This window comes from Streptomyces sp. NPDC007095 (genome assembly GCF_040634475.1).
Taxonomy (GTDB): Bacteria; Actinomycetota; Actinomycetes; order Streptomycetales; family Streptomycetaceae; genus Streptomyces.
Genome location: NZ_JBEYFS010000038.1, coordinates 1 through 18,307, shown reverse-complemented (window position 1 = coordinate 18,307; position 18,307 = coordinate 1). Strand labels below are relative to the sequence as shown.

The window sequence follows — 18,307 nt, the reverse complement described above, 5'->3', positions numbered from 1 at the left end:
CCAGCGGAGTGCATTCGCCGCTTAAGCTGGTTTCATGGCTCGGCCGGGGTTCGGCCGAGGTGTTGGTCGACGTCATGATTTCTTCGCGAAGGGGCGGTTGAAGGTGAGCGCGTCGGGCACGGCCGCGGCCGGTCAGGTCGAGCACATGCTGCGCCAGGTGACGCCCGGGCGTTACGACGCCTACGAGGCGCTCCTTCGCGCGCTCGCGACCCCGTCGTCCGGCCAGGTGTGGATGCTGCTCTGGCACGGCCAGGGCGGCTCCCCGGACGCCCAGTACGGGAACATGGAGGTGGACGGCTTCGGCTACGCGCCGTGCGTCACCTCCGCCCAGGAACTCTCGGCCAGCGGCTGGAACCGGTCGTACGAGGTCGTCGACGGCCTCGACGTGGCCCGCACCCTCTACCCCGACCACTTCGGGCTCTGGCTCAATCCGCACGCCCCGGGCGGCGGGGTCGGCATCCCGTGGCTGGATCTGCGCAGAATCGCGGCGGGTCTGGAGCGCCAGCCCGCCGGTCCGCTGCGAATGTCCGAACCCGGCATCGAGATCCCGCAGTTCTACGCCCTGCTCACCCAGAACGCACATCGCACCACCGCCGTGCGCTCGCTGCGCCGCGCCTGGGTGCAGCCGGCGCTCGGGGCGGCGTATCTGGCCATCGGGCTCGATGTCTACGACACCTCGCCGCCCGCCGTCGACTCGGTGCGGGCGATGATGCAGCAGACCATCGGCGCGGTTCCGGACGGGCTGCCCGTGTCGACCGTCGCGATGTCGGACGAGTACGACCCGGTGGCGATGTGGCTGCGCGCCAACGCGCGGCCGTTCTACGACCGCGAGGCCCACGCGGCCCCCGCGCAGGCTCCGGCGGCGGGTGGGTACGGCTATCCACCGGCACCCGGCGGATACTGATCCGCTGCCCGGCGAACCGTGAAGGATCGGCACGGGTCCTTCACCGCGGCTCTGCATTTCTTCGCGCGTAGATGACAAGGGATCGTCCGGTTAATGCCCGTATTCGCCCCCGGCGTCCCAACTGCCCCGTGTCCGACCCCCGTTACCCGCCGTCCGGATAACGGAACCCCCCTGACAGCATCACGTTTACGCATCCATTCACCGTCAAGTCTGGCTACAGATCGCCGAGGCGTTGAAGACTCCCGCTCCAGGGGGTTTAGCCCCTGTGTACGACGGACTGATCACGCCGCTACAAGCGGCACGTGTGGGCCGGCTACCGCCGGTTGAGAGGGGTCCCTGCCAGATGACGGCACCATTGCACGAGCCGACCGCGGAAGCGGCCCCGAGTGCGGCCGAAGAAGCGGCGGCTGCCGCCGCCGGCGAGAAGGTCGTGCAGGGACGTTCCCTGGGCCGGATCGCCTGGGAGCGCCTGAAGAGGGACAAGCTCGCCCTGACCGGCGGCATCGTCGTGCTCGTCCTCATCGTGATCGCCTTGCTGGCGCCAGTGATCACCCACCTGCTCGGTCAGGACCCGGACACCTTCAACGAGAAGCTGATCGACCCTCTGTTCGGCACCCCCACGGGGTCATTGGGCGGCATCAGCGGTGACCACCTGCTGGGCGTCGAGCCCGTCAACGGCCGCGACATCCTCGCCCGCATCCTCTACGGTGCCCGCGTCTCGCTCCTGGTGGGCTTCCTCTCCGCCGTCGTCGCGGTCGTCCTCGGCACCATCCTCGGCATCCTGGCGGGCTTCTTCGGCGGCTGGGTGGACTCGCTCATCAGCCGCGTGATGGACGGCCTGCTGGCCTTCCCGCAGCTCCTGTTCACGATCGCCCTGGTCTCGGTCATGCCGAACAACATGCTGGGCCTGTCCGGCTCCAACGTGCGCGTGTTCGTGATGATCCTGGTCATCGGGTTCTTCGGCTGGCCCTACATCGGACGCGTGGTGCGCGGCCAGACGCTCTCGATGCGTGAGCGCGAGTACGTCGAGGCCGCGCGATCGCTGGGCGCCGGGCGCTTCTACATCCTGTTCAAGGAACTGCTGCCCAACCTGGTCGCACCGATCATCGTCTACACGACGATGATGATCCCCACGAACATCCTCACCGAGGCGGCACTCAGCTTCCTGGGTGTGGGCGTCAAGCCGCCCACCTCGTCCTGGGGACAGATGCTGTCGAGCGCGATCGACTACTACGAGTCCGACCCCATGTACATGGTGGTCCCTGGTGTGGCGATCTTCATCACCGTCCTTGCCTTCAACCTTTTCGGCGACGGCGTGCGGGACGCGCTGGACCCGAAGGCCTCCCGCTGAACTGCCACACCCCAAGCGTCCCGTGGCACCAACACGGGGTCTCTCATCAAATCCGGAGGATCCGAGATCGTGACTACCCAACGCACCTCAGGGCGGCGTAAGCAGGCGCTTGCCGCCGCTGCTGCGGTCGCCGCACTGCTGACCACGGCGGCGTGCGGCGGCGGAGGCAGCGACGACAACAACGGTTCGAAGACCGGCGCCGCCGGCTTCGACGCCGCCAACAACAAGGTCGCCCAGGCCTCCCTGGTCAAGAAGGGCGGCACGCTGCGGTTCGGCGGTGCCCAGGACGCCGACTCGTGGGACACCACGCGTGGCTACTACGGCTTCATGTGGGACTTCGCGCGCTACTACAGCCGCCAGCTGGTCACGGGCAAGACGGAGCCGGGCAAGGCAGGCGCCGAGCTCACCCCGGACCTCGCCACGGGTCTTGCGAAGGTCACGGACGACGGCAAGACCTACACGTACACCCTGCGTGACGGCGTCACGTGGGAGGACGGCAAGGCGATCACGTCCAAGGACGTGAAGTACGGCATCGAGCGCGTGTGGGCGCAGGACGTGCTGTCCGGCGGTCCGACGTACCTCAAGGACTTCCTTGACCCCAAGGGCGAGTACAAGGGTCCCTACAAGGACACGTCCAAGGACAAGCTGGGCCTGAAGGCCATCACCACGCCGGACGACAAGACGATCGTCTTCCACCTCCCCAAGGCCAACTCGGACTTCCAGGAGGTGCTGGGTCTGGTCTCGGCCTCCCCGGTCCGCCAGGACATGGACACCAAGTCCAAGTACGGCCTGAAGCCGTTCTCCTCCGGCCCGTACAAGTTCGACTCGTACAGCCCCGGCAAGAGCCTGACGCTGGTGCGCAACACGAACTGGAAGCAGTCCTCGGACCCGATCCGCAAGGCGTACCCGGACAAGATCACCGTCCAGTTCTACTCGGACGCCAACCAGCTGGACCAGCGCCTGCTCAACGGTGACCTGGACCTGGACATCAACCAGACCGGCATGTCCCCGCAGGGCCGCACCACCGCCCTGAAGGAGCACAAGGCCAACCTGGACAACCCGATCTCGGGTTACATCCGTTACGCGGCATTTCCGCAGAGCGTGAAGCCGTTCGACAACGTCGAGTGCCGTAAGGCGGTCATCCTCGGCGCCGACCACGTCTCCCTGCAGACCGCTCGCGGTGGCCCGATCGCCGGTGGTGACATCGGCACCAACATGCTCCCGCCGTCCGTCCCGGGCGCCGAGGGCCAGAAGTACGACCCGTACGGCATCTCCGGTGCCGACAAGAACGGCAACGTCGAGAAGGCCAAGGCGGCGCTGAAGGCGTGCGGCAAGCCGAACGGCTTCTCCACCACCATCGCGGTGCGCAACAACAAGCCGGTCGAGGTGGCCACGGCCCAGTCGCTGCAGGCGTCGCTGAAGAAGATCGGCATCAACGCGCAGATCGACCAGTTCGACGGTTCGCAGACCACCGGCATCATCGGCAGCCCTTCGAACGTGAAGAAGAAGGGCTACGGCATCATCATCATGGGCTGGGGTCCGGACTTCCCGACCGTCCAGGGCTTCGGTCTGCCGCTGTGGGACAGCAAGTACATCGCGCCGAGCGGTAACAACAACTTCTCCCTGATCAACGACAAGACCATCGACGGTCTGTTCGACCAGTACGTCACCACGCTGGACGAGGCGGGCAAGACCAAGATCTCGACCGATATCAACCACAAGGTCATGGAGGGCGCGTACTACCTGCCCTTCACCTTCGAGAAGTTCATCAACTGGCGCAGCGACAACCTCGCGAACGTCTACACGACGGACAACTACAGCGGTACGTACGACTTCGTCAACCTCGGCCTGAAGAACCCGAAGAAGTAAACCGGCACACCCGCCGTACAGGCACGAAAGGCAGGTGAAGGCCGGCGCGGCGTGGTCGCGGGCCGTCGGATGACCTCCGGTGGCCCGCGGCCCCGCGGCGGGCCGTAAGCTGTGCTCGCTTACCTCATCAGGCGGCTGTTCGCCGCCGCAGTGATGCTCGTGGTCATCGTCATGGTGGTCTTCGGCATCTTCTTCCTCGTCCCCAAGTGGGCGGGCGTGGACATCGCCTCGAGCTTCGTGGGCAAGCAGGCCGACCCGGCCGCTGTCGAGGCCGTACGGCAGAAGCTGGGCCTGAGCGACCCGATCTACTCCCAGGTCTGGGAGTTCTTCAAGGGCATCTTCGCCGGCCGCACCTACTCGGGCGGTGGCGACGTCACGCACTGCGCCGCGCCCTGCTTCGGCTATTCCTTCCGCAGCGAGCAGGCCGTCTGGCCGGTGCTCACCGACCGCTTCCCGGTGACCCTGGGGCTCGCGCTCGGTGCCGCCGTGCTGTGGCTGGTCTTCGGTGTCGCGGCCGGTGTGCTCTCCGCGCTCAAGCGGGGCAGCATCTGGGACCGTGGCGCGATGGTCGTCGCCCTCTCCGGTGTCTCCCTCCCCATCTACTTCACCGGCATGCTCAGCCTGGCGATCTTCACCTTCGGACTGCATTGGATCAACGCGCAGTACGTGCCGCTCGACCAGAGCGTCAGCGGCTGGTTCGGCGGCATGATCATGCCCTGGATCACCCTCGCCTTCCTGTACGCGGCGATGTACGCCCGGATCACCCGCGCCACCATGCTGGAGATCCTCGGCGAGGACTACATCCGCACGGCACGTGCCAAGGGCCTCAAGGAGCAGGTCGTCATCGGCAAGCACGCCATGCGCTCCACGATGACCCCCATCCTCACCATGCTGGGCATGGACCTCGGCGCCCTCATCGGCGGCGCCATCCTGACGGAGTCGACGTTCAACCTGCCCGGCCTCGGCCGCGCGGTGCTCGACGCCATCAAGAACCAGGACCTGCCCATCATCCTGGGCGTCACTCTGATCACTTCTCTCGCGGTGCTTCTCGCCAACCTCGTGGTGGACGTCCTGTACGCCGTGATCGACCCCCGAGTGAGGCTCTCATGACCGAACTCAGCAAGAGCGGAGCGGTGGCCGAGCCCGTCAAGGACTCGCCCGCACCCTCCGCCTTCCTCGAAGTACGCGACCTCAAGGTGCACTTCCCGACCGACGACGGTCTGGTCAAGTCCGTCGACGGGCTCAGCTTCCAGCTGGAGAAGGGCAAGACCCTCGGGATCGTGGGCGAGTCCGGCTCCGGCAAGTCGGTGACCTCGCTCGGCATCATGGGCCTGCACACGGCCGGCCAGTACGGCAAGCGCAAGGCGCAGATCTCCGGCGAGATCTGGCTGAACGGCACCGAACTGCTGTCCGCCGACCCGGACTACGTACGCAAGCTGCGTGGCCGCGAGATGGCGATGATCTTCCAGGATCCGCTGTCCGCGCTGCACCCGTACTACACGATCGGTCAGCAGATCGTGGAGGCGTACCGCATCCACCACAACGTGGACAAGAAGACGGCGAAGCGCCGCGCGGTCGAGATGCTCGACCGGGTGGGCATCCCGCAGCCGGACAAGCGCGTCGACAGCTACCCGCACGAGTTCTCCGGCGGTATGCGTCAGCGCGCGATGATCGCGATGTCGCTGGTCAACAACCCCGAGCTGCTCATCGCGGACGAACCGACGACCGCCCTGGACGTGACCGTCCAGGCGCAGATCCTCGACCTGATGCGGGACCTGCAGAAGGAGTTCGGCTCCGCGGTCATCATCATCACCCACGACCTGGGCGTCGTCGCGGAGCTCGCCGACGACATCCTGGTGATGTACGGCGGCCGTTGCATCGAGCGCGGTCCGGCCGAGAAGGTGTTCTACGAGCCCCGGCACCCCTACACCTGGGGGCTGCTCGGCTCGATGCCGCGCCTGGACCGTGAGCAGACCGAACGCCTCATCCCCGTCAAGGGCTCCCCGCCCTCGCTGATCAACCTCCCGTCCGGCTGCGCCTTCAACCCGCGCTGCCCGTACGCGGACGTTCCCAAGGACAACGTGACCCGCACGGTCCGCCCCGAGCTGACCGAGGTCGGCGGACGGCACTGGGCCGCCTGCCACATGACCCAGGAGCAGCGGGAACGCATCTGGATCGAAGAGATTGCGCCGAAGCTGTGAGCGAGAAAGCCAAGGACGCGGAAGTGACCATTCCCGCACAGGCACAGGACGAAGGCGGCGCCACCCTCACCAAGGACGCCGCTCCCGGTGACGTCCTGCTGAAGGTGACCGGACTGCAGAAGCACTTCCCCATCCGGAAGGGCCTGCTGCAGCGTCAGGTCGGTGCCGTGCGCGCCGTCGACGGCCTCGACTTCGAGGTGCGCTCCGGGGAGACCCTGGGCGTCGTGGGCGAGTCCGGCTGCGGCAAGTCCACGATGGGCCGGCTCATCACGCGGCTGCTCGAACCGACCGCGGGCACGGTCGAGTTCCAGGGCAAGGACATCACGCACCTCGGTGTGAGCGGTATGCGTCCGATGCGCCGTGACGTCCAGATGATCTTCCAGGACCCGTACTCGTCACTCAACCCCCGCCACACGGTCGGCACGATCATCAGTGCCCCGTTCAAGCTGCAGGGCGTGACCCCCGAGGGCGGTGTCAAGAAGGAGGTCCAGCGACTGCTGTCGGTCGTCGGCCTCAACCCCGAGCACTACAACCGCTATCCGCACGAGTTCTCCGGCGGTCAGCGCCAGCGCATCGGCATCGCCCGCGCGCTCGCGCTCAACCCGAAGCTGGTCGTGGCGGACGAGCCGGTCTCGGCGCTCGACGTGTCGATCCAGGCGCAGGTCGTCAACCTCCTCGACGACCTGCAGCAGGAGCTGGGCCTGACGTACGTGATCATCGCGCACGACCTGTCGGTGGTCCGGCATGTCTCGGACCGGATCGCGGTGATGTACCTCGGCAAGATCGTGGAGCTCGCCGACCGCGACTCGCTCTACAAGGCGCCGATGCACCCGTACACCAAGGCGCTGATGTCCGCGGTGCCGATCCCGGACCCCAAGCGCCGGAACGTGAAGAGCGAGCGCATCCTGCTCAAGGGCGACGTGCCCTCGCCGATCGCGCCGCCGAGCGGCTGCCGCTTCCACACGCGGTGCTGGAAGGCCACGGAGATCTGCAAGACGACCGAGCCGCCGCTTCTGGAGCTGAAGCCCGGCCAGCAGGTCGCCTGCCACCACCCGGAGAACTTCGAGGACCAGGCGCCGCAGGACACGGTGCTGCTGTCCGTGGCGAAGGAGGCCGCGGCGCTCGTGGCCGACGAGGTGCTGGCGGAGTCGGCGGAGACGTCGGCGGCGGTGGCCGCGGAACTGGAAACCACGGAGGAGACTCCGGAGCCCGCCGCGGAGACGACCACCGAGCCTGCCGCGGAGGCCGCCACGGAGGAGGCCGCCACGGAGGAGGCCACCGCGGAGGAGGCCACCACGGAGGAGACCGCCGCGGAGACGACCACCGAGCCTGCCGAGGAGGCCGCCACGGAGGAGGCCACCGCGGAGGAGACCGCCGCGGAGACGACCACCGAGTCTGCCGAGGAGGCCGCCGCGGAGGAGGCCACCGCGGAGGAGACCGCCGCGGAGGAGGCCACCGCGGAGGAGACCGCCACGGAGGAGACCGCCACCGAGGAGGCCGCCACCGAGGAGGTCTCCGAAACGGTCGCCGTCGACGAGTCGGACTCGTCGGAGGAGTCGGGAACCGACAGCCAGAAGTGATCGGGTAAAAGTAAATGCCCCGGTAACCAGAGAAATGGTTACCGGGGCATTTGTTTTGAAGAATTATCAGGAACTGGTTTCCCAGTAGTGCCAGCCGACCGAAGTCGCCGGAAGCTTGGCCGTGCCCCTCGCGAGCGTCGTCACCGAACAGTTCGGATTCGTGCGGTTCGACTCCCATCCGACCTTGAAGCCGTTGGAACCGTACTGCAGGTTTCCGTATTTGTTGGAGTGGATGTTGTGCGAGTACGTGTGGCCGGTCGTGACCGCCACGGACTTGGTGATGCTGCCGCTCACCGAGGCCTTCGCCGAGGCGAACAGGTAGCTCGCGCTCACCTCCAGGGAGGTGGAGAGGCTGTACGTGATGGTGGACGCCCTGGTGACGGAGGCGGTGATGGTACCGCCCGGACCGTCCTTGAAGTAGGCCCCCGAGGCGGGAATCCGATAGGACGAGTGCGAGGTGATCAGGACCCCGTAATCGACCGGGCACGACCTTTTCGGAGTGACGACCGCCGAGGCCGGCGCCGCACCCGCGACGAGCGGCATTACTCCGGCGACGACAAGTGTGGCCAGCTTGGTTCTCTTACGCATGAATTTCCCCCATGCAAGTGGTCCGGCCTCCGTTTCGGCGGAGCCCGTCAAGCTGGAATGAGCCTATGAAGTTGACCGAGACCGGTCAATCACATTCTGTGGAGTTGAGCAACAATTGAGCCTGCCGCTCCGGGCGGTAAAGACTCGGGAATGCCGGGGTCTTCGTGCGGTCAAACGGCGGACTGTTTCCGCCCGTTCGGGAGGAGCGGAAGTCGATCGTCAGGAGTCAACTGGCGGGTAGGCCATGACGATTGGGCAAAGTCATGAACATGCCCGAATGGAAGAGTGCAGAGTCTCGCGTGTCCAACTGATCGGGAACGATCGGAACACGTACGAAAGGGACGCTCATGGCACTCTCCCGTTCGGCACGTTTAGGGGCCCTCGCGACCGCGGCGGCCTCCTTCCTCGTCATCGCCGCCTCCTCCGCCCCGACCCCGGGCGCCGACGGCATCGGCGACTCCTACTTCCCCCAGCTCGGCAACGGCGGCTTCGACGCCCGCCACTACGACCTGAACGTGGCGTACAACCCGGACACCGACCGCCTGGACGGCCGTACGACGCTCACGGCCCGCGCCACCCAGTCCCTCTCCTCCTTCGACCTCGACCTCCAGAGACTGGAGGTCACGCGCGTCGAAGTGAACGGCAGACGCGCCGACTTCACCCGCGACGGCGACGAGATCCACATCACCCCGCACGGGGCGATCCGCAAGGGCGGTACCTTCACCGTCACCGTCGCCTACGGCGGCGTTCCCGAAGCCCTCAACGGTCCCATCGTCTTCGGCTCCGACTACGGGTGGATGAAGACCGCCGACGGAGTCTTCGTCGCCTGTGAGCCCAACGCCGCCTCCACCTGGTTCCCCTCCAGCGACCACCCCTCCGACAAGGCCACCTACGACATCCGGATCAAGGCACCCAAGGGCCTGACGGGCGTCTCCAACGGGCGGCTGATATCGACGTACGACAAGGGCGACAGCACGGTCGCGCACTGGCGCGAGAGCAGGCCGATGGCGACCTACCTCGCGACCGCGACCATCGGGAAGTTCGACGTGAAGACGGGGACGACCCCGGCCGGGACGCCGATCTACGTGGCCATCGACCCGGTGCTCGCGGGCAGCAACAGCGTCGACGTGTACGCCGTGACGGCCGAGGCCACCGACTACTGGTCGCAGGTCTTCGGGCCCTATCCCTTCGAGGAGACCGGCGCGATCGTCGACGACATGCCGGAGGCGGGGTTCTCGCTGGAGGTGCAGTCGAAGCCCGCGTACTCCGCCGTGCGCTCGGAGTCGACCATCGTGCACGAGCTGGCCCACCAGTGGTTCGGCGACTCCGTGTCGGTGGAGCGCTGGAAGGACATCTGGCTGAACGAGGGCTTCGCGACCTACGCCCAGTGGCTGTGGTCCGAGCACAAGGGGATCCGCTCGGCGCACGACTCCTTCCTCGCCGGGTACAACGCGCGGCCCGCGGACTCCGCCTTCTGGGGGACCGTCGTCGCCGACCCGCAGCGCGACACCATGTTCGCCTCGGCGGTCTACCAGCGTGGCGCGATGACCCTCCAGATGCTGCGCGAGCGCATCGGCGACACCGCGTTCTTCAAACTGCTGCCCGCCTGGACGAAGCTCCACAAGTACGGCAACGCGAACACCGCCGACTTCATCCACCTCGCGGAGAGGATCTCGGGACGACAGCTCGACGACCTTTTCCAGACCTGGCTGTTCACCACAGGGAAACCAGCCCTGTAACCCTTTCTTTGTAAGGCGCAAGCCCCGCGACAGGTGAGAATGTCCGGGTGCTTCAGGAACTGTTCACCCCCTCCGTCCAGCATGTGCTCGACCTCGTGGGGATCTTCGTCTTCGCGATCTCCGGCGCCCTGCTGGCCGTCCGCAAGAACTTCGACGTCTTCGGCATCGCCGTCCTCGCCGAGGTCACCGCACTGGGCGGAGGGCTGTTCCGCGACATGGTCATCGGGGCCGTACCCCCGGCCGCGTTCACCGACCTCGGCTACTTCAGCACCCCGCTGCTCGCCGCCCTGCTGGTGTTCTTCCTCCACCCCGAGGTGGAGCGCATCCAGGTCGCGGTGAACGTCTTCGACGCGGCCGGACTCGGCCTGTTCTGCGTCGCGGGCACCACGAAGGCGTACGAGTACGGCCTCGGCCTGACCCCGTCCGCGGCCCTGGGCCTGGCCACCGCGGTCGGCGGCGGTGTGCTGCGCGACGTCCTCGCCAACGAGGTGCCCTCACTGCTGCGCTGGGACCGCGATCTGTACGCGGTCCCGGCGATCGTCGGCGCCACGATGGTGGTCCTGTGCATCCGCTACGACGCGCTGTCCCCGTTCACCAGCGGGCTCGCCGCTGTCACCGCTTTCGTCCTGCGGTTGCTCGCGATGCGGTACCACTGGCGAGCGCCGCGTGCTTGGCACCGCCGGTCGACGGCGACGGAGTCGCAGACTCCTTAGCGTGGGCCCCCGGCCCGATCTGCAGGGTCAGCCAACGGAAGGTCTCCGGGATCTGCGGCCGCCACAGGGCCATGTTGTGGCCGCCCGCACTGCGCGGCAGCAGCACCACCTGCACGCTCGTCGGCGCCTTCGCGATCGACTGGAGCGCCGCGCCGGCCTCGTAGCCGTCATGCGCCTCGCCGGAGATGTAGAGGGAGATGTGGGGCGGCGTGCGGTAGGACTTGAGCAGCAGGTAGGGATTGTTCTCCCGGCGCAGCGTCAGGGTCCGCGCCGCGAGCGAGTTGCGTTCGCCGATCGGGTCGTTGTACCCGGACATGCTCACCGCGGCCCGGTAGCGGTCGGGGTGAGCGACCGCGAGCTTGGCCGCGCAGTGCGCCCCCGCGGAGTAGCCGGCCACGCCCCAGCCGTCCGGCGCGGACTTCGCCCGGAAGTTGTCCACCACCATCTTCGGCACGTCGATGCTGAGCCAGGTGTCGGCGTTCACCTTGCCGGGCACGTTCGCGCAGCCGGTGTCGGTCTTGGCCAGCAGATTCGTGCGCGGCGCCACCAGGATGAACGGCGCGACCTGCCCGTCGCGCATCAGCGGCAGCAACTGCTCATGCACCTTCAGCGAACCGAACCACGCCTTCGCCGAGCCCGGATAGCCGGGCAGCAGCTCCACGACGGGGAACTTCCGGTTGCGGTAGGCCGGCTCGTTGTACTGCGGCGGCAGCCAGACGTAGACCTCCGCGTCCACACCCGACACCTGGCCGTGCAGCTGCGTGACCTTCACCCCGCCCGCCTTGGACATACCGGGGCCGTCGGCCTGCGAGAACGTCTGGCGGACCTTGGGGAGCTGGCGCAGCGAGATACCGCCGGTGCCGTCCCGGCCGAGGTTGGCGGCCGCCCGCACGTGGTTGCCCGTGCCGAGCAGGTCGGACCAGTTGTCGTACAGGCTGTTGGCGTTGTTCACGAGCACGAAGACGAGAGTGATCGCGGTGCCCTGGGCGAACAGCAGCATCACCATCCGGGCCACGCTGCGCACCACCGTGGGGCCCGGAACGCGCGACCACAGCACGAGGGGGAGGATCAGGGCGACCGCGACCAGGATGATGGCGGTGAGGAGGAACGGCGTTCCGGTGAGGCTCACGGTGTGTGCGGCTCTTCCTGTGACGGGCTGGATCAACGGTCTGCAGCTGCATCGGGTTCTATGTCCTTGGAGAGGGGGATCCGATGCCGTTGGTTCACGGAAGAGTTCGGACACTTACCAAGAAATTGCCGAAACCTCACTCCCGGGTGACGGGGTTCACATGCCCGAAACAGAAAAAGCTACCGCTTAGTAATTACCTGTTGTACCGTTCAGGCATGTCAGAAGCAGCTACCGCACAGGCCGCGCGCGCCGCGATCGGTGACAGCGAGTTCGACCGCGACACCGCGGTCACCCTGCGCGAACCCGGCGTCTACGACATCGACCTGTCCGCCGGATGGACCATCATCAGCGCCGTCAACGGCGGCTATCTGCTCGCCGTCCTGGGCCGCGCCCTCGCCGACGCCCTGCCGCACAGCGACCCGTTCACCGTCTCCGCCCACTATCTGACCGCGTCGCAACCCGGCCCGGCAGTGGTCCGAACGGACGTCGTCCGGACAGGGCGGACCCTGTCGACCGGGCAGGCCTCGCTCTTCCAGTTCGACGACGAGGGCCGCGAGGTCGAACGGATCCGCGTGCTCGCCTCGTACGGCGATCTCGACGCCCTGCCCGACGACGTCCGCACCACGGCGACACCGCCCGCGATCCCGCCCATGGAGCACTGCTTCGGGCCGGAGGACGGACCGGCGCCCGTCGACGGCAGCTCCGCCATCACCGAGCGGCTGATGCTCAAGCTCGACCCCGCGACCCTCGGCTGGGCCCTGGGGGCGCCGTCCGGGAAGGGCGAGATGCGCTCCTGGTTCGGGCTCGCCGACGGCCGTGACCCCGACCCCCTCTCGCTGCTCCTCGCGGTGGACGCGCTGCCGCCCACCGCCTTCGAGCTCGGCATCTCCGGCTGGGTGCCGACGGTCGAACTGACGGTCCATGTGCGCTGCCGTCCGGCGCCGGGCCCGCTGCGGGTGTCGATCACCACCCGTAACCTCGCCGGCGGCTTCCTGGAGGAGGACGCCGAGGTGTGGGACAGCGCGGACCGGCTGGTCGCGCAGTCCCGGCAGCTCGCCCGGGTCCGGCTCAGCTGAGCGGTCGCCGGCCCAGGTAGGCAGCGAGCAGTCCGTAGGCGTCGGCCCCTTCGGGGGCCGGCACCGCCGAGTCGAACGGCAGCTCCTCGTCGTCGTCGCGCCGCTCGTCCGGCAGCACACGCCGGGCGATCCCGAGCGCGAACTCGGCCAGCTCCGGATCCAGTGCGAGCGGCCGTCCGAGGGACTCGGAGAGGTCCCACGTGTGGGTGACGGCCTCCATCACATAGCCCGACAGGGCGATACGTCCGGGGGCCTCGCCCCACGGCACGGTGACGAGGGCGTCCAGGCGCGCGTCGTCCGACCAGGACTTCTGGACCTCCGTCCTGACCTCGTCGTACGCCGCGCTCCAGCGATCGTCCTCGACGCCGTCGAGGAACGGTCGTACGGCCATTCCGTCGCCGCCCGCGCCGACCACCGCGATCCGGCGGGTACCGCCCGCGATGTGCGACAGCAGGGTCCGCACGTCGAACTCGGCGCACGGGGTGGGACCGGCGAGCTGCTCCGGGCGAACCGTCTTGACCAGGGCGGCGATCTGCTCGGTGGCGCGGGCGTGGAGAGGGCGGGGGTCGATGTTCATGGCGGACCTCTATCGGCGTAGGTGTGTCGGTGTCGGTGTCTGGTGTCGGCGTTGCGCTGCCTTGCCGTTGCGCCTCAGGTTCGCTGGATAACCTGACAGTTTCCGTCAGCATTTACGCCGGGCTTCGGACGAGCTTCGACGGGCATCGGCGGCCGTGATCCGCGGTGCGCGATCCTGGTGCGCGTGAAGTCCGACCGCCTGCTCTCGATCCTTCTGCTGCTGCAGACCCGCGGCCGCGTCCCCGCACACGAACTCGCCGACCGGCTCGAGGTGTCGGTGCGCACCATCTACCGCGACATCGAGGCCCTTTCGGCCTCCGGCGTCCCGGTGTACGCCGAGCGCGGGCGGCACGGCGGCATCGAACTGCTCGCCGGATTCCGTACGGACGTCACGGGACTGACCGCCGACGAGTCCCGCGCGCTGTTCATCCTGGCCGCGCAGGGCGCGCACGCCGCGCTCGGCCTGGACGCGGCGCTCGGGTCCGCGCTGCGCAAGGTGATGGCCGCGCTGCCGGCGCCGCACCGCCCGGCCGCCGAGGTGACCAGCCGCCGGATCCTCGTCGACGCGACGCGCTGGAAGGGCGGCCCCCGGCGGGCCGTGGACCTGGAGGTGCTCCAGGACGCGGTCTTCACCGACCGCAGGCTGCGGCTCAGCTACCGGCACGGCGGGCACACCGAGCCCAGCACCTACACCGTCGACCCGTACGGGCTCGTGTCCAAGGCGGGCGTCTGGTACCTCGTGGCCGACCGGCACGGGCAGCCGCGGCTCTTCCGGGCCGACCGGGTGCGCTCGGCGACGCTGCTGGGCGATCCCGTGAAGCGGCGCCCGGGCGTCGAACTGGGTGACGTCTGGGAGGTGTTGCGGCGCCAGGTCGAGGAGCGGCCGGGCGGTCTCGATGTCACAGTTCGGGTACGGCGTGCCCGTCTCGACATGTTCATCAGGCTCAACGCGGCCTCCCTCACGGCGCTTCCGGAGGACGACGGCGAGAGCGAGTGGGTCCTCGCGCACCTGGCGTACGGCGTCGTCCGCGAGGCCCGCACGCTGCTGGCCTTCGTGGACGCGGTGGAGGTGCTCTCGCCGCCGGAGGCGCGGGCGGAACTGGCCGCGGCGGCGGCCGCGATCGGTGCGGTGTACGGCGGGGATCGGGCCCCGCACGAGGGAAGTTGACCCACAGGTAACCACAGGTTCGGCACAGCGTGGCCCTACGTGGATCTGGTCCTCTGTCCACCGCTCATCCCGCACTCATCCGGCCTTCATAAACCGGTCCACGTGACTTGACTGGGAGTTACCTCATGAACCGTCGTGCCCGACTCGTCCCCGCCGTCGCCCTGCTGGCGCTCTCGCCGTTGCTGGCGGCCTGCGGCTCGGGCGACTCGTCGTCCTCGAACAGCGGCAACTCGAGCCAGAACTGTCAGCGGCCCTCCGGCATGCCGAGCGGAGGCCCGTCGGGCATGCCGAGCGGCGGGCGCTCCGGGATGCCCACGGGCTCGCCCTCCGGGACGCCGTCGAACATGCCCACCGGCAAGATGCCCTCCGGCGGTCCCTCGGGCATGCCGTCCGGCGGTCCGGGCGGTGGCCAGGGCGGCGGTCAGGGCGGCTGCGGCGGCGGTCCGGGCGGTGGCGGGCAGCCGAGCGGGCGGCCCAGCGGGCAGGCGGCACAGGGCTGAGCCGGTCCCGGTTCTCTCAGGGGTGACGTACTCGACGCTCGGGTGCGTCACCTCGCCCTTCGGTGAACGGGTATGTCACGCCACCCTTCGGCGAACGGGTATGTCACGCCACCCTTTGGTGAACGGGCGCGTCACGCCACCCTTTGGTGAACGGGTATGTCACGCCACCCTTTGGTGAACGGGCGCGTCACGCCGCCCGTTGGTGAACGGGTGTGTCACCCCAGCCAGTTGCGGCGGCCGATGGCGATCAGCCGCATCTGGCGGGTCGCGACACGGGCCACCCGCTCCCGCTCCTCCTCGGACGCCTCCAGCGCCTCCAGATAGAGCGAGGCCGTCATCAGCATCTGGTCGACGTACAGTCCCGCGAGCATCAGCAGATCGTCGTCGCTCCACCCCTCCGACTCGGGGTGCTTGGCCAGCTCGGCCTTCACCTCCTCGGCGAACCGCTCCAGTTGCTCCCTGATCGCCTGCCGCACCCGCTGGACGCCGCCGTGCCGCTCGCGCGCGATGAAACGGACGTGTGCGGGATGGGATTCGACATGGTGGGCGATCAGGTCGACCGCGCGCTCGATGCGTCCGGCGCTGTCGCCGGCCGCGGAGACCGTGTCCCCGATCATCGGGTGCAGACTGCCGAGCGCCTCCTCGACCAGCGCCACGCCGAGGTCCTCCGTCGAGCGGAAGTGCCGGTAGAAGGCGGTCGGCGCGACTCCGACGGCGCGCGTGACCTCGCGCAGACCCAGGCTGCTCAGGCTCTGCTCCTCCAGCAGTTCCAACGCGGCGTCCAGGAGCGCCTGACGGGTCTTCTGCTTCTGGGCCTGCCGGATGCCGAGAGTGTGACTCATACCATGCAGTTAACAACTGTTCTCTGTAATTGAAAAGCCGGTCGACGCGCTAGACTCTGGAGTCAGTGAACAAGTGTTACTACAACCGTTCACTGAGTCGTCAAGTCCCCGAAACAATCGGGGTTCACTGTCGAGAGGCACCTCATGCTGTTCCTCGTCGCCGTCCTGCTGCTGCTGGGTGTCGTGATGGGCTCCGTAGCCCACGCCCCGCTGCCCGTCACCCTCGTCGCCGCGGCCGTCATCGGCGTCTGGCTGGCCGTCTTCGCGGTCCGCGAGCGCAACGCCCGTCGGCGCCACACCTCCACCAACTGATTGTCGGGAGCTGACTCACGTCATGGAACTCACCGAGCGAACCGACCTCACCACCGCGCCCGCGTCCACCGGGCCCGCGTCCACCGGGCCCGCGTCCACCGCCCCCACCCGCGGGACCGGCACCAAGGACGCCGACGGCATGGCCGTAGCCTCCTTCATCCTCGGCCTCCTCGGCCTGCTGGTCCTGAACGTCTTCCTGGGCCCGATCGCCATCGCTCTGGCCTCCGTCGCCCTCTGGCGCGGCACCGCGCGCCGCGGCCGGGCTTTCCTCGGTCTGGGCCTCGGCATCGCCGATCTGCTGGTGCTGGTGGCGTTCATGCAGTTCGACAGCACGGTGTCCTGGAACTTCTGAGCCGCCGCCGAACGAGGCGCTCGATCCAGCGCGGAACGAGGGGCGGACGGGCGGCTACCCCGACGGGGGCCGAGGCCGTGGACGGACGGCCCGTAGAATCGGGCCCATCATGGCTTACCTCGACCACGCCGCGACCACACCGATGCTCCCCGAGGCGGTAGAGGCGCTGACCGCCCAGCTGAGCGTCACGGGCAACGCCTCCTCCCTGCACGCCGCCGGCCGCCGCGCCCGGCGGACGGTCGAGGAAGCCCGGGAAACCCTGGCGGAGGCCCTCGGCGCCCGCCCCAGCGAGGTCGTCTTCACCTCCGGCGGCACCGAGGCCGACAACCTCGCCGTGAAGGGCCTGTACTGGGCCCGCCGCGACGCCGACCCGGCCCGCACCCGGGTCCTCGCGAGCCCGGTCGAACACCACGCCGTCCTCGACGCCGTCCACTGGCTCGGCGAACACGAGGGCGCCACGGTCGAGTACCTGCCCGTCGACTCCTACGGCCGCGTCCACCCGGACGCCCTGCGCGAGGCCATCGTCCGAAACCCCGACGACGTCGCCCTCGTCACCGTCATGTGGGCCAACAACGAAATCGGCACGGTGATGGCGGTCCGCGAACTGACCGACGTCACGGCCGAGTTCGGGATCCCGCTGCACGCCGACGCGGTCCAGGCCTTCGGTCAGGTGCCCGTCGACTTCACCGCGTCCGGTCTCGCCGCGATGACCGTCTCCGGCCACAAGATCGGCGGCCCGTACGGCATCGGCGCCCTGCTGCTGGGCCGCGAGTACACGCCCGTACCCGTGCTGCACGGCGGTGGCCAGGAGCGGCATGTGCGCTCCGGCACCCTCGACGTACCCGCCATCGCCTCGTTCGCGGTCGCCGGGCGGCTCGCCGCCGAGCAGCGCGAGTGGTTCGCCCGCGAGATCGGCGCCCTGCGCGACGACCTGGTCGACGTGGTACGCGCTGCCGTGCCCGACGCGATCCTCGGCGGCGACCCCGCGGCCGGGGGCCGGCTGCCCGCCAACGCGCACTTCACGTTCCCGGGCTGCGAGGGCGACTCCCTGCTGCTTCTGCTGGACGCCCAGGGCATCGAGTGCTCCACGGGCTCCGCGTGCACGGCGGGGGTCGCCCAGCCCAGCCATGTCCTGCTGGCCACCGGCACCGACCCCGACCTGGCCCGCGGCACCCTGCGCTTCTCCCTCGGCCACACCTCCACGGAGGCGGACGTCGAGGCGGTGGCCAAGGCGATCGGCCCGGCGGTGGAGCGGGCACGGACGGCAGGTCTGACCTGACACGCCGGCGCCCGCCCGCAGGGCCGGACAGGCGCTAGTGCCGCAACAGGCAACGTTCGCCCCGTCGCGACGCCCGGCACGCACTCTCGCCGCACCGGCCGAAAGCCCAAGTACGTCCAGTACGAGGA

18 protein-coding genes are annotated in these 18,307 nt (G+C 68.7%); 14 read left to right on the top strand and 4 right to left on the bottom strand.

What is annotated here, in order from left to right; genetic code table 11:
- The first annotated feature begins 103 nt into the window (after positions 1-103).
- From ABZ656_RS15535 to ABZ656_RS15510, 6 genes are all read left to right on the top strand, one after another.
- Positions 104-904: an enhanced serine sensitivity protein SseB C-terminal domain-containing protein gene (locus ABZ656_RS15535; protein ID WP_101403771.1), complete on the top strand. Its 801-nt coding sequence runs from the start codon at positions 104-106 to the stop codon at positions 902-904.
- Between the two features lie 343 nt (positions 905-1,247).
- Positions 1,248-2,255 carry an ABC transporter permease gene (locus ABZ656_RS15530; protein WP_101400796.1) on the top strand — a complete coding sequence of 336 codons (1,008 nt, stop codon included), beginning with the start codon at positions 1,248-1,250 and terminating at the stop codon, positions 2,253-2,255.
- A 69-nt stretch (positions 2,256-2,324) separates the two neighbouring features.
- On the top strand, positions 2,325-4,124 hold the full coding sequence (locus ABZ656_RS15525; RefSeq protein WP_101400797.1) for an ABC transporter substrate-binding protein: 1,800 nt from the start codon (positions 2,325-2,327) through the stop codon (positions 4,122-4,124).
- A gap of 111 nt (positions 4,125-4,235) precedes the next feature.
- The gene (locus tag ABZ656_RS15520; protein ID WP_101400798.1) at positions 4,236-5,234 is read left to right on the top strand and encodes an ABC transporter permease; all 999 of its coding nucleotides are present in this window, start codon (positions 4,236-4,238) and stop codon (positions 5,232-5,234) included.
- Positions 5,231-6,325: an ABC transporter ATP-binding protein gene (locus ABZ656_RS15515; protein WP_067370852.1), complete on the top strand. Its 1,095-nt coding sequence runs from the start codon at positions 5,231-5,233 to the stop codon at positions 6,323-6,325. The genes ABZ656_RS15520 and ABZ656_RS15515 overlap by 4 nt, the downstream gene beginning before the upstream one ends.
- A 23-nt stretch (positions 6,326-6,348) precedes the next feature.
- Positions 6,349-7,905 (top strand): dipeptide ABC transporter ATP-binding protein, encoded by a 1,557-nt coding sequence (locus tag ABZ656_RS15510; protein ID WP_360268249.1) that lies wholly within the window; start codon positions 6,349-6,351, stop codon positions 7,903-7,905.
- Between the two features lie 66 nt (positions 7,906-7,971).
- Here the strand turns inward: ABZ656_RS15510 and ABZ656_RS15505 are convergent, their stop codons facing one another.
- A complete protein-coding gene (locus ABZ656_RS15505; RefSeq protein ID WP_129592101.1) occupies positions 7,972-8,493 on the bottom strand; it encodes a hypothetical protein in 522 nt (173 codons plus the stop codon).
- A 347-nt stretch (positions 8,494-8,840) separates the two neighbouring features.
- On the opposite strand from ABZ656_RS15505, the gene ABZ656_RS15500 reads away from it, so the two are divergent.
- A complete protein-coding gene (locus tag ABZ656_RS15500) occupies positions 8,841-10,232 on the top strand; it encodes a M1 family metallopeptidase (protein WP_360268245.1) in 1,392 nt (463 codons plus the stop codon).
- Positions 10,233-10,279: 47 nt separating this feature from the next.
- Complete coding sequence (locus ABZ656_RS15495) at positions 10,280-10,945, top strand: trimeric intracellular cation channel family protein (protein WP_101400802.1); 666 nt, start codon at positions 10,280-10,282, stop codon at positions 10,943-10,945.
- On the opposite strand, the gene ABZ656_RS15490 is transcribed toward ABZ656_RS15495, so the two are convergent.
- On the bottom strand, positions 10,845-12,074 hold the full coding sequence (locus tag ABZ656_RS15490; RefSeq protein WP_360268241.1) for an alpha/beta hydrolase-fold protein: 1,230 nt from the start codon (positions 12,072-12,074) through the stop codon (positions 10,845-10,847). The genes ABZ656_RS15495 and ABZ656_RS15490 overlap by 101 nt on opposite strands.
- Positions 12,075-12,289: 215 nt before the next feature.
- Here ABZ656_RS15490 and ABZ656_RS15485 point away from each other — a divergent pair, with 215 nt between their 5' ends.
- A complete protein-coding gene (locus tag ABZ656_RS15485; RefSeq protein ID WP_168511396.1) occupies positions 12,290-13,150 on the top strand; it encodes a thioesterase family protein in 861 nt (286 codons plus the stop codon).
- On the opposite strand, the gene ABZ656_RS15480 is transcribed toward ABZ656_RS15485, so the two are convergent.
- On the bottom strand, positions 13,143-13,727 hold the full coding sequence (locus tag ABZ656_RS15480; RefSeq protein WP_101400805.1) for a TIGR03086 family metal-binding protein: 585 nt from the start codon (positions 13,725-13,727) through the stop codon (positions 13,143-13,145). The genes ABZ656_RS15485 and ABZ656_RS15480 overlap by 8 nt on opposite strands.
- 183 nt (positions 13,728-13,910) lie before the next feature.
- Between ABZ656_RS15480 and ABZ656_RS15475 the strand changes: the two genes are divergently transcribed.
- Both ABZ656_RS15475 and ABZ656_RS15470 read left to right on the top strand, forming a co-directional pair.
- The gene (locus ABZ656_RS15475) at positions 13,911-14,894 is read left to right on the top strand and encodes a YafY family protein (protein ID WP_360268237.1); all 984 of its coding nucleotides are present in this window, start codon (positions 13,911-13,913) and stop codon (positions 14,892-14,894) included.
- Between the two features lie 125 nt (positions 14,895-15,019).
- The gene (locus ABZ656_RS15470; RefSeq protein WP_360268234.1) at positions 15,020-15,394 is read left to right on the top strand and encodes a hypothetical protein; all 375 of its coding nucleotides are present in this window, start codon (positions 15,020-15,022) and stop codon (positions 15,392-15,394) included.
- A 215-nt stretch (positions 15,395-15,609) separates the two neighbouring features.
- On the opposite strand, the gene ABZ656_RS15465 is transcribed toward ABZ656_RS15470, so the two are convergent.
- The gene (locus tag ABZ656_RS15465) at positions 15,610-16,236 is read right to left on the bottom strand and encodes a TetR family transcriptional regulator (RefSeq protein ID WP_101400807.1); all 627 of its coding nucleotides are present in this window, start codon (positions 16,234-16,236) and stop codon (positions 15,610-15,612) included.
- A gap of 144 nt (positions 16,237-16,380) precedes the next feature.
- On the opposite strand from ABZ656_RS15465, the gene ABZ656_RS15460 reads away from it, so the two are divergent.
- The 3 genes from ABZ656_RS15460 (at position 16,381) to ABZ656_RS15450 (ending at position 18,179) form a co-directional block, all read left to right on the top strand.
- A complete protein-coding gene (locus tag ABZ656_RS15460; RefSeq protein WP_168495772.1) occupies positions 16,381-16,548 on the top strand; it encodes a hypothetical protein in 168 nt (55 codons plus the stop codon).
- A 22-nt stretch (positions 16,549-16,570) separates the two neighbouring features.
- The gene (locus ABZ656_RS15455) at positions 16,571-16,900 is read left to right on the top strand and encodes a DUF4190 domain-containing protein (protein WP_360268230.1); all 330 of its coding nucleotides are present in this window, start codon (positions 16,571-16,573) and stop codon (positions 16,898-16,900) included.
- A 109-nt stretch (positions 16,901-17,009) separates the two neighbouring features.
- The gene (locus tag ABZ656_RS15450) at positions 17,010-18,179 is read left to right on the top strand and encodes a cysteine desulfurase family protein (protein WP_101400808.1); all 1,170 of its coding nucleotides are present in this window, start codon (positions 17,010-17,012) and stop codon (positions 18,177-18,179) included.
- Positions 18,180-18,307: the final 128 nt, after the last annotated feature.